This is a genomic window from Sphingomonas sp. GW821-FHT10F11, from assembly GCF_058809095.1.
In genome coordinates this window covers 877785-892325 of the sequence record NZ_JBXASH010000001.1, presented here as the reverse complement: position 1 = coordinate 892325, position 14541 = coordinate 877785, and the positions used below count along the sequence as shown (strand labels likewise).

At 66.0% G+C, this 14541-nt stretch carries 9 protein-coding genes; 6 read left to right on the top strand and 3 right to left on the bottom strand.

Going from position 1 to position 14541, the window contains the following annotated elements; genetic code table 11:
* Positions 1–42: 42 nt before the first annotated feature.
* The 5 genes from AC1RT8_RS04420 to AC1RT8_RS04400 all read left to right on the top strand — a co-directional run bounded on the left by AC1RT8_RS04420 (position 43) and on the right by AC1RT8_RS04400 (position 7471).
* Complete coding sequence (locus AC1RT8_RS04420) at positions 43–720, top strand: class I SAM-dependent methyltransferase (RefSeq protein WP_493074363.1); 678 nt, start codon at positions 43–45, stop codon at positions 718–720.
* Positions 717–2849: a GNAT family N-acetyltransferase gene (locus AC1RT8_RS04415; RefSeq protein WP_493074362.1), complete on the top strand. Its 2133-nt coding sequence runs from the start codon at positions 717–719 to the stop codon at positions 2847–2849. The genes AC1RT8_RS04420 and AC1RT8_RS04415 overlap by 4 nt, the downstream gene beginning before the upstream one ends.
* A complete protein-coding gene (locus AC1RT8_RS04410; protein WP_493074361.1) occupies positions 2846–3709 on the top strand; it encodes a glucosamine inositolphosphorylceramide transferase family protein in 864 nt (287 codons plus the stop codon). Before AC1RT8_RS04415 ends, AC1RT8_RS04410 begins: the two co-directional genes overlap by 4 nt.
* 161 nt (positions 3710–3870) lie before the next feature.
* Entirely contained in the window at positions 3871–5583 is a 1713-nt protein-coding gene (locus AC1RT8_RS04405; protein WP_493074360.1) for a hypothetical protein, read from the top strand.
* Between the two features lie 178 nt (positions 5584–5761).
* Complete coding sequence (locus AC1RT8_RS04400; RefSeq protein WP_493074359.1) at positions 5762–7471, top strand: thiamine pyrophosphate-binding protein; 1710 nt, start codon at positions 5762–5764, stop codon at positions 7469–7471.
* Between the two features lie 12 nt (positions 7472–7483).
* On the opposite strand, the gene AC1RT8_RS04395 is transcribed toward AC1RT8_RS04400, so the two are convergent.
* The 3 genes from AC1RT8_RS04395 to AC1RT8_RS04385 all read right to left on the bottom strand — a co-directional run bounded on the left by AC1RT8_RS04395 (position 7484) and on the right by AC1RT8_RS04385 (position 11319).
* Complete coding sequence (locus AC1RT8_RS04395) at positions 7484–8746, bottom strand: MFS transporter (protein WP_493074358.1); 1263 nt, start codon at positions 8744–8746, stop codon at positions 7484–7486.
* A 153-nt stretch (positions 8747–8899) separates the two neighbouring features.
* A complete protein-coding gene (locus tag AC1RT8_RS04390) occupies positions 8900–9640 on the bottom strand; it encodes a dienelactone hydrolase family protein (RefSeq protein ID WP_493074357.1) in 741 nt (246 codons plus the stop codon).
* Entirely contained in the window at positions 9634–11319 is a 1686-nt protein-coding gene (locus AC1RT8_RS04385) for a carboxylesterase/lipase family protein (protein WP_493074356.1), read from the bottom strand. The genes AC1RT8_RS04390 and AC1RT8_RS04385 overlap by 7 nt, the downstream gene beginning before the upstream one ends.
* A 317-nt stretch (positions 11320–11636) precedes the next feature.
* On the opposite strand from AC1RT8_RS04385, the gene AC1RT8_RS04380 reads away from it, so the two are divergent.
* Positions 11637–14513, top strand: coding sequence for a TonB-dependent receptor domain-containing protein (locus tag AC1RT8_RS04380; protein ID WP_493074355.1), 2877 nt, complete (start codon positions 11637–11639; stop codon positions 14511–14513).
* Positions 14514–14541: the final 28 nt, after the last annotated feature.

Genomic DNA, 14541 nt, shown 5'->3' with positions numbered 1-14541 from the left:
TAGCCTCGCTCGCGGTATCGGAGAAAGGGCCTTCTTCCTGTCATGGCGATTGAAGAGCATTACGCAGCGGCGAGCGTCTGGGATTCACGCTTCCGCTCGATCATCGCCGAAGGGGAACCGGACCGGTCGAGCCAATGGGTTGAACCGTTCCTGCCGCTGTTGAACGGCCATGATTGCCGCCGCGTGTTCGATCTCGGGTGCGGCACCGGCTATGACGCGCTGGCCCTGGCGCGGCAGGGGTTCCAGGTCGAGGGCATGGATTTCGCTCAGGTCGCGATCGACCAGGCGAGGCGCCTGGCCGAGAGCGAAGGGCTCGCGATCGATTTCCGTCAGGGCGATATCGGCCTGCCCTTGCCCTATGCGGACGGCGCGTTCGACGCGGTGATCAGCAACCTGGTACTGCACAGTTTTGACGACACCGTGCTTCGGCGGATCGTCGCGGAGGTCGGTCGCACGCTCCGGCCAGGCGGTCTTTTCCTGTTCCACGCCAATTCCGTCGAAGATCTCGAACGGCGGCTGGCGGTGCAGCCGCCCGAACGCCAGCTCGGTCCGGGCTCCTATGTCCTGGCCGGCGGCCAGACCATGCATTTCCTCGGCCGCGACACCTGCGAGGCCCTGCTCGCCGACTGGGAGCAACTCCTGCTGGAACCGGCGACGAGCTTCGATCCGGATGGCAGTCCGATCAAGAATGTCTGGCGCGGGGCCTTCCGCAAACCGTGACGCCGCGCACCATCGCCATCGTCGATCCCTATGATGCCGGTTCGATGCTGGCGCCCGCCTTTGCCGAGCACGGCGTCGCCGCGGTGATGGTGGGCAGCACGGCGGAGGTTCCGCAGGAGGCAGCGTCATCCTTCGATCCGGCCACCTTTCATGACCTGCTCTTCTGGCACGACGATAGCGCGGAAACGATTGCCGCGCTGCGCGGCCATGGGGTCGGTCACGTCCTTGCCGGGTCGGAGAGGGGCGTGATGCTGGCCGACCGGCTGAGCGAGGCGCTGGGCGTAGCGAGCAACGGCACGCGCCTCAGCCAGGCACGCCGCGACAAGGCCCGCATGATCGAGGCGGTTGGTGGGAGCGGCATCCGGGTGCCACGCCAGATCGAGTCCGGGAGCCTCCACGACATCATGGCCTGGATCGATACCGGCGGTCACTGGCCGGCCGTGCTCAAGCCCCGCCTGGCAAAGGGATCGGACGGCGTGCATCTGTGCGCGTCGCGTGAAGAGGTGTCGCGTGCCTTCCACGCCGTTCACGACCATGTCGACCGGCTCGGTTACCGCAACGAGACCGTGCTGGTGCAGGAGTTCCTGGCCGGTCGGGAATATGTCGTTGACACCGTCAGCCGTGACGGGCGCCACCGCCTTGCGGCGTTATGGGCCTATGGCAAGCCGACGCCGGGCTTCGACTCGATCGGCCTTCTCTCCACCAAGGAATTGCTGCCGCCGGAAGGCGAACTGGCTGACATGCTGTTCGCCTTCGCCATCCGGGTACTGAATGCGCTGGAGATCCGTCACGGCGCCGGGCATTGCGAGGTGATCGTCGACGGGGACGGGCCCGCGCTGGTGGAGATCGGCGCCCGCCTGCATGGCGGCCCGCCGGCGCATCTCATGTGCCGGGCGGCGACCGGGACCAGCCAGCTCGACCTGCTGGTGCAATCCTGCCTCGATCCGGCGGGCTTTCTCGACGGGGTCTCGCGGCGCTACACGCTAACCGCAGGCACCGCGATGGCGCTGCTGCGCGACGACAGCCTCAGGGGACAGATCGAAAATCTGCCCTCCGCCCAGCGCATTGCCTGGAACGCACCGCCCGGGGAACCTCAGCCGCCGGTGGCCGGCGTCGCCACACTGATCCATGCAGACCGGGATACGGTCGTGGCTGACCTCGAGATCGTCACGGGCGGGGTCGCCTGCGAGTTGCTCGACAGTCGTGCGGCAATCGAAGCCATCGCACCGGAGTGGCGCGCGCTGCTTGAGCGCTCGCGGTGCAACCGCGCCTTTAGCGGGCCGACCTGGTATCTCGCGGCGCTCGATGCCTGGCCGGACCTATCGCCGTACGTGATCGCCGCTCGGCGAGCCGGGCGCCTTGCCGGCATTTTTCCGCTGGTCTCGGACCCCAAGGGCGAGACGGCGCGCTTCGCCACGCTGCTGAGCGACTATAACGACCTGATTGTGGCGGACGGCGACCTGGCGGCGGCGCGGCGGCTCATGATCTTCGCGCGGCACCGCTTCCCGCGCCTCGACCTCACCTGCATCCGCGTCGATGCCAACTGCGCGACGGCCGAGGGCAGGACGCCGGTGCTGATCGAGAAGAAATTCATCTGCCCGACCGCCGATCTTTCCGGTGGCTATGATGGCTGGTTCGCCGCGCGAAGCCCCGGCTTCCAGCGCGAGCTGGCGCTGGTCATCCGCCGCGCGGCGCGCAACGGCCTTGTCGCCCGCCGGCTCGATCCAGAGCGCGACACGGCGGTCCATCCCGGCGCCTTCTTCCTCGAGATGCAGCGCGCCCGCTTCGGCGATCGCAGCCTGTTCCTGCGCGATCCGGCGGCTCGGGCTTTCGCCAGCAATATGCTCCCGGCGCTGTGGCGTGAAGGGGCTGTACCGCTGTTTGGCCTGTGGGCCGGGGACCGGCTGATCGGATTGAACATCTGCATGCTGGGTGCCGACAGCCTCGGCAACTGGAATGCAGGGTTCATCGCCGACTTCGCAACCTATTCTCCCGGCATGCTGATGGCCGATGCAGCGGTGCGCGAGGCGTGCGCGCTGGGCGTGGCCGAGTTCGACTATCTCCGCGGTCTCGAAGCCTACAAATTGCGCTGGTGCTCCGGGCGCCGCGAAATCGGCCGACTGGAATGACCGACCCGCTACCCGACGATCCCTGGTCGATCGGCCTTTATGCCGGCCCCGATCCGCTGCACCTCGCGCCGCCGCCCGACATCGCCAATCCGATCATGACGCGCGAGCAGGTGACCGATGTACCGGCCGCGTTCGTCGCAGACCCGTTCCTGCTGCCCTATCGGGGGGAATGGCACCTGTTCTTCGAGGTGTTGAACCATGATCGGCGGACGGGAGAGATCGGCTGGGCGAGCAGCCCCGATGCAACCGCCTGGACCTATCGCGGGATCGTGCTGAGCGAGCCGTTCCATCTGTCCTACCCATGCGTGTTCGAGCATGAGGGCGAGGTCTTCATGATGCCCGAGACGCTCGATGCCGGCGCGGTCCGCCTCTACCGCGCCGATCCGTTCCCGATCCGCTGGGTGCCGGTTGCCGAGCTGATCCACGGGCGGCTGGCCGATCCGACCCCGTTCCAGTTCGAGGGGCGCTGGTGGATGTTCGCCTGTCCGGCCCCGTCCAGCCACGATGCGCTCTCGCTGTTCTGCGCCGATGCCCTTGACGGCCTCTGGCGCGAACATCCCGCCAGGCCGCCGCTGACCGGCGACAGGAGCAGGTCCCGGCCGGGTGGGCGCGTGGTCGCTTGCGATGGCCGTCTCTATCGCTTCGCGCAGGATTGCGGGCCGCGCTATGGCAGTGGCGTGCGGGTATTCGAGATCACCTGCCTGACACCAGATCTCTATGCCGAGCGGGAATGCGCCGAAAGCCCGATCCTCGGCCCGGCGGGCGAGGGATGGAACGGCAAGGGTATGCATCATGTCGACGCCTGGCCGATCGCGCCGGGTCGATGGATCGCCGCCGTTGACGGCATTCGCATCAAATGATTTCCGATCCGGTTACCATCGCGAAAGAGTTTCCTTCACGGATGTAGCCATTCTGGCCTCTTCTTCGATTGCTGCCTCTCAGGCCACATTATAGGTTGAGGCAATACAGATATTTTCAGAATTTAAAGGCGTTCGTCGATCTCTCTAACATGGGGGCCGTCATGAAGACTCTTACTTTGCTGCTTTGTGCGGGATCGCTGGCGGCTGTCGCCGCTGTGGCTCAGGACTCTTCGTCATCTTCGTCCGCCGCGCCGCCACCGCCGCCCTTCGGGCCGGTGGTTGGACCGGGCCGGACTCTGCAGACGGCCGATATGACCAACACCAACCCGCTGATCCCCGGCGATATCTATCGCAGTGGCGCGGTCGCGCATTCGGATCTGGCGACCTTCGCCTGGCTCGAGTTCATCTCCGCGGTATCGCCGAACGCAGCTGGCTTCCGCGGCGTGCCGGGCGGCAGCTTCGCGGCCTCGGGCAGCGGCGCCAGCAACGGGCCGCTGGTCTGGGAGACCTATCAACACCGGACCGAACTTTTCCCCTGCAATGCGATGAGTTCGCCGACGGGGCCGACAACATCGCCGATAGCGCCCCAGCCTTGGGGCGCGCCGCCAAAATATGTCACGACGGCCTCGAGCACGCAGCTCTGCAGCACCATCACCCTGCCGGGTGGCGGGCCGCTTCCCTTCAACAATCTGGATGAGGCCAACCAGATCGGACAGAACACGCTGTTCTACCCGACCAAGCCGGGAAGCCCGCAACCGGCCACTGATGCCCAGGTTCTGTTCGAGGCGAAGGTGAACCAGTATGAATCCAATTATGTGAACCAGAATTATGCGAGCTTCATCCCGAAGTTCGGCCCGTTCCATCTGTCGCCGGGAATCACCCTCCCGAACACCACGGTGGAAGTGAAGGCGGCCTGGCGTCCGGTCTCGTCGATCCCGTCGAACCAGCGCTATCGCTATCATATCGCGAACGTGCTGACCTATGCCGGCACCGACGCCGCGCCGGTGCCGAAGGTGGTGCCCTATGCGCTCATCGCGTTGCACATCATCCACAAGACGCCCAATTATCCCGCCTTCATCTTCGCGACCTTCGAGCAGGTCGACGATTTCACGAACCAGGTCACCGGGCAGCCGACCGGCGTCTATTATGTGCCGGCTTACGGCGCGGTTGCCTACACGACCCCTCCCACCACGACCTTCCCGCCCAGCGGCCAGACTGTGCAGAATCCGAATATCGGCTTCAACACCGCTGCGCCGAAGGCGATGCCTTATGGCGTTCCGGGCGGGGTGGCCTTGCCGCTCGGCAACACCCTGGGCTTTCCCGGCGCCAAGCCGGTGGGGGGCGGCAGGGTGGCCATTCCGGTGACCTCGCCAGTCCCGACCGTGCTTGAAGTCGCCGCGGTGAACAACCAGACGCTCGCCGCGATGAAGGGGATTCCGGGCTTCAACCAGAATTTCATATGGCAATATTACAAGCTGACCGGCGTCCAGGCAGTCCCGACCAGTGACGAAACCACCCGGGATTTCTATCTGGCCAATATCGTCGTCGAGAGCAGCCAGCCGGGCATCCAGCTGTTCCGTGGCTTCCCGCCGATCGCACCGAACCCCAAGACCAAGGTTCCGACGCTGACCAATATCCGCAACCAGGTGAATGTCATCGACTATCATACCGGGGCCTCGACTCTCGCCCCGACCCTGACCTCCAGCGGCGGTTGCCAGGGCTGTCATGGCATCGCCCAGACCCAGAACGGGTTCGACTTCAGCTTCCTGTTCTTCGGGGTGAACGGGGGCGGCTTCACGCCGGAGACGGCGGGCCTGCCGACGCCCCAGGTCGCGGCGGTGCGGCTGGCGAAGAAGAAGTATTTCCAGAAATAGCTGTCGAACCAACGGGAGAAAGCGGCCGCGCCATGGCCGCTCCCTTGGCATCAGGGCGGCATCCGTGGAGCGTAGCACGCCATGGTGCGAGCCCGCCGCCTCGGTCCGGAACCTGATCCGATAGCACAGGGCCCAGCTTGGATAGCCGGGTTCGTCTGTCGCCCCTGTACTGCTCCGGGTGACGGAGGACGATCAGGTGTCGACGATGACGGGTGCGGAAGCCGCGGTCCGGATGCTGCAGCATCACGGCGTGAAGCATATCTTCGGGCTGTGCGGGGATACCAGCCTGCCATTCTACGATGCGCTCTGCCGGCTCGATCACGGCATGGAGCATATCCTGACCCGGGACGAGCGCAGCGCCGCCTATATGGCCGACGCCTATGCCCGCGTGACGGGCAGGGTCGGCACCTGCGAAGGGCCGAGCGGGGGCGGCGCGACCTATATCCTGCCCGGCGTGATCGAGGCGAACGAATCCTCCATCGCTCTGCTGTCGATCACGTCAGACGTGCCGGTGACCGCGCGGGGCCGCTACCCGCTGACCGAACTCGACCAGAAGGCGCTGTTCGCGCCGCTGACCAAATGGAATGCGGTGGCCGATCATGTCGGCCAGATCCCGCATCTGTTCCGGACCGCCTTCCGTGCGGCGACGACGGGCCGCCCGGGCGCGACTCATATCGGCTTGCCCTATGATCTCCAGAAGCAGGCGCTCGATGCCGATACGGTCTGGGCGCAGGCCGAGCATGCGCGCTTCCCGGCCTTTCGCACCGCGCCCGACCCGGAGACGGTCGCTGCCTGCGCCGAGGCGATCCTCGCTGCGAAAAGCCCGGTGTTCATCTGCGGCGGCGGGGTGATCATCGCTGGCGCGACGGCGGAACTGGCGGCGCTGGCCGAAGTGCTCGACGCGCCGATCGCCTCGACGGTCAGCGGCCATGGCTCGGTGTCCGACGATCATCCGCTCGCAGTTGGTGTCGTCGGGGCGAATGGCGGCACGGTCCACACGCGTGAAATGGTCACCGCGGCCGACCTGGTGATCTTCGTCGGATGCCGCGCGGGCTCGACCACGACCGAGCATGGCAAGGTGCCGCGCCCCGGCGTGCCGATCGTCCATATCGATATCGACCCGATGGTGGTCGGCGCCAATTACCGGATCGAGGCTGGAATGGTCGGCGATGCACGTCTGTGCCTGGCCGCGCTCGGCGGCGAGATCGCGCGGCGGCTCGAGGGACGCGCGCGCGACACGGGCGCTGCCGGCCGGTTGCGGGCGCTCAAACAGGCGAAGCGCGCCGCATTCGACCGGCTCGCACGATCGACCGACCGGCCGATCCGCCCCGAGCGGGTGCTTGCCGCGCTTCAGGCCGCCTTGCCGCCGGACGGGATCATCGTCGCCGATCCCGGCACGCCCTGTCCCTATCTGTCGGGTCATTTCGATTTCAACAGTGCCGGGCGTCGGTTCATCACCAACCGGGCGCAGGGCGCGCTCGGCTATTCGCTGCCGGCGGCGCTGGGCGCATGGTATGGCAGCCCGTCGTCGAAAGTGGTCGCGGTGATGGGCGACGGCAGCTTCGGTTTCGCCGTCGGCGAGCTTGAGACGATCGTGCGCAAACAGGCGCCGCTGCTGCTGATCGTCTTTTCGAACGCCTCCTATGGCTGGATCAAGGCGAGCCAGAAGGACGGCTATGGCGGGCGCTATTTCTCGGTGGATTTCAACCGTTCGGACCATGCGCGCATCGCCGAGGCGTTCGGCCTCAGGGCGTGGAAGGTGAGCGACCCGGCCGAGCTTGACGCGGTGATGCGCGCGGCGATCGCCCATGACGGGCCGGCGCTGATCGACGTGATCGCCCAGCCGCTGGAGGAATCGGCCGTACCGGTCAGCCAGTGGATGGGCTGAGGTCGGGAATCCCTATGCCTGAGCGCTCTCGCGATGGCTTTTCGCCTCGTCGAAGCTTCGCGCGAGGCGAAGCGCCGGGAACCATTTCGCCCATAACAGGGTGATCGCGATGGCGCCGATTCCTCCGCCGATGACCGCGGCGACCGGCCCGACGAGCGCGGCGAGGAACCCCGATTCAGCTTCGCCCAGTTCGTTGGAGGCCGACACGAAGAGCGACGAGACCGCGCCGACCCGCCCGCGCATCTCGTCAGGCGTCGAAAGCTGGATCAGGGATTGGCGGACATAGACCGACAGCATGTCGGCCGCGCCCAGGATCGCGAGACAGGCGAGGGACAAAGGCAGCCAGCGCGACAGGCCGAACACCACCGTCGCGAGCCCGAAGATGCCGACCGACAATAGCATCTTCATCCCGACATTATGCCTGAGCGGGCGGTAGGAGAACCAGGTTGCGGTCAGGATCGCACCGACGGCAGGCGCGGCGCGGAGATGGCCGAGCCCGGCCGGGCCGACCTGCAAAATGTCGCGGGCGAAGATGGGCAGCATCGCGGTCGCGCCGCCGAGAAGCACGGCGAACAGGTCGAGCGAGATCGCGCCGAGCACCAGTTGATGGTTGCGGACATAATGGAGCCCCTCGACCATCTGCTTCCACGGATTGCTCGCACTCATCGCGGTGCGGACGGTCGGCCGTATCAGCAATGTCGCGAACAGGGTGATGGCGAAAAGCCCGGCGCTCACCGTGTAGGGCATATGCGGCGTCCAGGCGTAGAGATAGCCGCCTGCGGCGGGCCCGACGATCCCGCCGACGCGCCCGGCGATCGCGTTGGTGCCGATGGCGCGCGGCAGCACCTCAAGCGGGACGAGATTCGGCGCCAACGCGTTCAGCGCCGGGCCGGCAAAGGCGCGCGCGACCCCCAGCAGCGCGGCGACGGCGAACAGGATCTCGAGCGATATCTGCCCGGTGAAGCTGTACCAGCCGAGGATGGCTGCGCAGAATAGTTGAAGCGCCGTGCAGAGGCGGGAGATCAGGCGCCGGTCGAGCCGGTCGGCGGTCCAGCCGGTGATCAGGGTGAGGGCGAACAGCGGTATGAACTGGCACAGGCCGATCAGGCCGAGCTGAAGCGCGGCGTCCTTGGGCCCCATGGTACGCCGCGCGATGTCGTAGACCTGCCAGCCGATCACGATCACCATGCAATTCTGGGCGATCGTCGAGCATAGTCGTGCCGTCCAGAAGAAGCGGAAATCGCGGTAGGCGAAGGGATGTCGATTGCCGACCAATTCGATTCGTCCTTCTCGACACCAGGCGTTTGAGTCGGTGGCGCCTTAGCGCGCAACGGCAGCCGATGTTGATAGGAAGCGTTGCGGGAATGAACCGTTCGTCGATTTTTCCGCCGGTCTCAGCGAGTGGGGATTGATCGGAGCCTGAGTTTCTCAGCCCTTGAGCACCCCATCGAGGAACGGCACCAGCGTCTGCCAATGATGCTCGGCTTCTCGGGCATCGTGAACCAGCGTGTCGCGGGGGACCCAGCCATGCTTCGCCGGATAGGTCTCGATCCGGTGATCCACGCCCGCTTCGGTCAGCGCCGCCTCGAGCCGATCCTTCATCTCGTCGGGAAAGTTCGGATCCTCGATCGCACCGGCGACATATATCCTGGCTTTCATGTCCGGCGCGAGGAGGTGAGGGCTGGACGGTGTGTCGTTCGCCAGGCCGCCGCCATGATAGGATGCGGCCGCGGCGATGCGATCGGGGAACCGCCCCGCCGCGATCAACGCGAGGCGGCCACCCATGCAATAACCGACCACGCCGACCGGACCGGGGATCACCTCGGGGCGGGTCTCGAGGAAGTCGAGCAGGGCCGCGGTGTCCGACATGATCTTCGCCGGGGTCGCGAGGGCCATGAACCTTTCGCGGTGCGCCTCGCGCAGCTTCGGGTCGGCGAACACCACACGCGGATCGACCGGCTCATAGGTGCCGGAGCGATAGAACAGGTCTGGCAGCAGGACCGCATAGCCATTGTCCGCCAGCCGGCCGGCCAGCTCCTGCACGGCGGGCCGCATGCCCGGCCCGTCCATGAACATCAGGATCGCCGGCCAGGGGCCCTTTCCATCCCGCGTGTGGAGATAGCTCGGACATAGCCCGTCAGCTGTACCGACATCGAACCGGGTCACCATTGCTGCTGGCTTTCGAAGAACCGCTTCCAGAAGGAGATCCTCTCGGGGCTGGCAACCGGGATCGGGCCGAAGCGGGCGCCGACTTCCATCACCACCGGAGACGCCGGGTCATAAGCGGGCCAGACGGGCAGACCGGGGCCGTTGGGATTGCCGGTCTTCGCGATGTTCGCCCAATAGGACGACATGGTGTCGGCGATCCGGCGGTCGTCGTCGGTCCAGGGAAGATCGGTCGCGTAGAGATTGTTGAACATATAGTTGATCTCGGATCCGTGAAAGGCGCCGCGCATCTCGCGGGTCGGGCCGGGCAGGGCATGGGTCCAGAAATAGGTGAAGACCGGCTTCTTCACCGTGCGGGTCCATTCGATCCCCCAGAGATAGGTCGAGGTCCGCGAATTGTCGCGCACCGCGGCATTGTTCGCGCGTGCCGCCTCCAGGTCGTTGGTCGCTGGATAGAGCCGCAGGAATTCGTCGGACATCGGCCCGAACTTGGTCCTGGCCCATTTCAGATAGGCATCGAGCGTGACGCTGGTGTTGGGCATGCCGGCGCGGGGCGGGTTGGGGTTGGCGCGCAGCCGCGCGAACGCGGTTTCCGGCACTGCGCCGCTCTCGTCCAGATTGTTGCCGGCGGCATAGGTCACCTGGTTCTGGGTGCCCGCGGCATAGGTCTCGCTATAGCTTTTTGGGATGATCCAGCCATCGACCACGGGGCGGAAGATCGGGGGGCGCGAGCCGCTGCCGGTATAGACGCCGTCATCGACCGCTTCGCCGCCTTCGAGCAGCTTCTGCCAGGGCAGCGCGCGCAGCTGCTCGACCGAGGTGGCGCCATGTTCCTGCGCGAATTTGGCACCGGCCTCTTCGGCGCCCTTGAGCGGGCGCCAGGAGGTGTTGAGATAGCGGAGTTCCAGATCGCCGGGATGGCGGACCTGGCTCTCGGCGATGCTGTGCTGGAACAGGCCCTTGGCGAGTGGCGAATTGGAGAGGAAACCGACCGAGCCGGCGCCGGCCGACTGGCCCGCGATCGTCACGCGCTTCGGGTCGCCGCCAAAGGCAGCGATGTTGCGCTGGACCCATTTGAGCAGCGCGATATCGTCCATGATGCCGTAATTGCCCGAGGCGTTGTGGCCGGATTCGCGGCTCAGCTCCGGGGTTGCCAGGAAGCCGAGCGCGCCCAGCCGGTAGTTGAAGGTGACGACGATCACCCCCTTGCGCGCCAGGCCTTCGCCGTCGAACTGCGGGTTGGAGCCATGGCCTTCGATGAAGGCGCCGCCATAGATCCACACGAAGACGGGGCGGCGTTCGGTCGCCGACCTGGCGCCAGTCCAGACATTCGCGGTCAGGCAGTCCTCGCTCATCGGGACCGACCCAATCCGCGAGGCGGGCTGGGGGCAGACAGGGCCGAAACTGTCAGCCTTGCGTATGCCGCTCCAGGGCGTGACCGGGGCGGGGGGCCGCCAGCGCAGCGCACCGATGGGCGGTGCGGCGAAGGGGATGCCCTTGAACACCTGAATGGACTTGTTCCGGCCGGGCGTGCCGGAGAGGCGGCCGCTGTCAATACGGACCGTCTTCAGGCCCGGCGCTTGCGCGACCTTTCCGTCGGCCTGGGTCGCCATGACGAGGGTGGTGGCGAGCAACCCCTGGACGAGGGCGGCACGTCCCTTCGACACGCGTTTGCGAAGCATAGTCACTCTCCATTGCCGGCAATATTTTGGCCGTCGATCCGCACCCATAGGGTCCGGCCGATCCGACCGGACAATAGGTTTCGCGCACGCTTCGATAATTTCGGTCGGCGCCGCGGCGGGCGCCACCGAAACGGTTCCATTATCAATATGCGTCGCCCGGAAATGAATGAGCGCCGGGCGTGGCGAGCTGTCATCGTTGTCACAGTCGAGAGCAGTGCGCTGTGCTGTGCAGGATATGCCTCGGCGGCAGACCGGGTTCCGGGTCATCGCCCGCGACGAGAACCAGGCTGCGGGGACCTGCACGGGAGGAGATGAAAGTGACTCGTTTCAAGATCGGTTCGACCCTGCTTGCCGGCGCCAGCCTGCTCGTGTTCAGCGCGACGGCTTTCGCGCAAGCGACTGTCCAGGCCGACCCCGAAACCCAGGCGGATGCGCCGGCCGCAGAGGCTGCGAACGACATCGTCGTCACTGGCTCGCGCACCATCACCAATGGCAACAGCAGCCCGACGCCGGTCACCGTGGTGTCCACCGACACGCTGCAGAATGTCCGCCCGACCAGCCTGACCGAATCCGTTCAGGTGCTGCCGGTCTTTTCCGGCTCGCGCAGCCAGACGAGCAATCCTTCCGCCACCGGCGGCGTCGGCGGCGGCAACGGCGTCGCCGCGCAGCTCAACCTCCGCAACATCGGCGCCAACCGCAACCTGGTCCTGATGGACGGCCGCCGCGTGCCGCCGACGTCGATCAGCAACATCGTCGACGCCGACGTCATCCCGCAGCTGCTGATCGAGCGGGTCGACGTGGTCACCGGCGGCGTGTCTGCGGTCTATGGTTCCGACGCGGTCACCGGCGTGGTCAACTTCATCACCAACAAGAAGTTCAAGGGCGTCAAAGCCTATGCGCAGGGCGGCCTTTCCGAATATGGCGACGGTGGCCAGATGGCGGCCGGCATCGCCGCCGGTGCTGACCTGTTCGACGGCCGCGGCCATTTCACCGCGAGCTACGAATATCGCGACGACCAGGGCGTCGACCGCCGCTCGGCCCGCGACTGGTACACGCGCCCGGTGGTCGTGGGCAGCGGCACGGCGGCCGCGCCGTATCGGCTGATCACCAACGCCACGCTCGCCAACCTGCCCTTTGGCGGACGCATCACCTGCACCGGCGCCTGTGCGATCAACGGCCAGTATTTCGCTTCGGACGGCGTGCTGAGCCCGTTCGTCAACGGCACCGCCTATCCGGGCACCGCGAACACCCAGGTCGGTGGGAGCGGGGGCTATGTCGATCTGACGCTCAAGGCCGAGCAGCGGATGCATCAGATATATGGCCGCTTCGACTTCGACGTGAGCGACGACGTGCATCTCTACGTGCTCGGCAGCGGGACCTTCAAGCGCAACTCCTTCTACACCGACGAAGTCCAGCTCCAGAGCATCACGCTCAGCAAGACCAACGGCTTCCTCCCGGCCGCGTACAGCGCGCAAATTCCGACCGCGACCTTCACCTTCAACCGGATGTTCACTCAGCCGGTGCGCGCCAACGCCGTGCCGGAATCGCGGCAGCTCATGTTCGCGGCCGGGCTCGACGGCAAGATCGGCGGGTTCGCCTGGAACCTCGCCTATACGCATGGTGACTCGCGGCTCGAGACGCTGCTGCGCAACAACGTCAACAACCAGAAGCTGTCCGCGGCGCTCGATGTGGTCGCCGTACCCGGCGGAGGCGTGGCCTGCTACGCGGCGACCCAGGCAGCGACCGCCGCTGCCTATGCCAATTGCCAGCCGCTCAACCTGTTCGGGCCGACATCGGCCAGCGCCGCCGCGATCGACTATATCCTCGACGACACGCTGTATGTCGCGCGCACCAAGCAGGACGACATCACCGCCGATATCTCTGGCTCGCCGATCGATACCTGGGCCGGGCCGTTGACCGTGGCACTTTCGGGCGAGTGGCGGCGCCAGACCTTCGCATCAACCAGCGCGGCCACGCCGTCGATGTATGCCGACTGCACGAACCTGCGCTACAATTGTACGCCCCAGAACACAGCGACCGGCGCCGGTACCTTCCTGTATCGATCGACCTTCCCGTCCAGTCCGCTGATCAAGCAGTCGGTGTGGGAAGTCGCGGCGGAGGCCAATGTGCCGCTGCTGAAGGATTTCGCGCTCGCCAAGTCCTTCGACGTCAACGGTGCCGTCCGCTACACCAAATACGACACGGTGGGCAGCTATTGGACCTGGAAAATCGGCGCCGACTGGCACCTGACCGACGACCTCCGCTTCCGCGGCACGATCTCGCGCGACATTCGCGCGCCTACCCTGAACGATTTGTACGCGCCGGTCTCGGTGGTGATCGTCAACAATCAGGATCTGCTCACCGGGGCGACCAACCAGGTTCCGTCGGTCAACCTGCCCAATCCCAACCTGACGGCCGAGATCGGCAACACCAAGACGGTGGGGGCGGTGTACCGGCCGAGCTTTGCGCCGGGCCTGAGCTTCGCGGTCGATTATTACAATATCAAGATCAACGGCGCGATCACGACCGTTCAGGGCTTTCAGCCGAACATCCAGAATGGCTGTAACCTCAACGGCGTGGCGCTCTATTGCGACCTGATCGTGCGCAACGCGGCGGGCGTGGTGACCTCATGGCTCGTCAGGCCGGTGAACCTGGCGACGATCGAAACGCACGGTGTGGATTTCGAGGCCAATTATGCCGGCCAGCTCTTTGGGCAGGCCTTCAGCGTGCGCGGCCTCGCCGCGTACCAGCCCCATATCAAATATATCCAGCCGTCGGTGCCCACGATTGATCAGGGGGGCGTTGCGTTCGGCTCGGCCGGCCTGACCGCCAGTCCGTCATGGCGGCTCACCGCGATCGCCAACTATGCGGTCACCAACGCGCTGAAGGTCAGCGCGATGTACCGCTGGCGCAACCGGATGAAGCTATGGGGTGACCCCACGGTCGTCTGGGCGCCGGGAGAAGGCACGATCGCGCCTTATGGGCAGGCCTCGCTCAACGTCGCGTGGGAGCTGCCGACCAAGGGATCGACCAAGGGCGAACTATTCTTCAACGTCCAGAACCTGTTCGACGCCATTCCGCCGGCGGCCAATGCGCCCGGCACCGCGACCTCGCCCGGCGGGTTCGGCGGCTTCGTCATCACCGACGACCCGATCGGCCGCTATTTCACCGCCGGCTTCCGCGTGAAATTCTAGCCATACGGATCAAGATCCCTTCGCTGCC

Excerpts from the sequence above, each read along its gene's own strand:
- AC1RT8_RS04420 (WP_493074363.1), top strand. The coding sequence starts at position 43 with ATGGCGATTGAAGAGCATTACGCAGCGGCGAGCGTCTGGGATTCACGC.
- AC1RT8_RS04385 (WP_493074356.1), bottom strand. The coding sequence starts at position 11,319 with ATGCTTCGCAAACGCGTGTCGAAGGGACGTGCCGCCCTCGTCCAGGGG.
- AC1RT8_RS04410 (WP_493074361.1), top strand. The coding sequence starts at position 2,846 with ATGACCGACCCGCTACCCGACGATCCCTGGTCGATCGGCCTTTATGCC.
- AC1RT8_RS04405 (WP_493074360.1), top strand. The coding sequence starts at position 3,871 with ATGAAGACTCTTACTTTGCTGCTTTGTGCGGGATCGCTGGCGGCTGTC.
- AC1RT8_RS04390 (WP_493074357.1), bottom strand. The coding sequence starts at position 9,640 with ATGGTGACCCGGTTCGATGTCGGTACAGCTGACGGGCTATGTCCGAGC.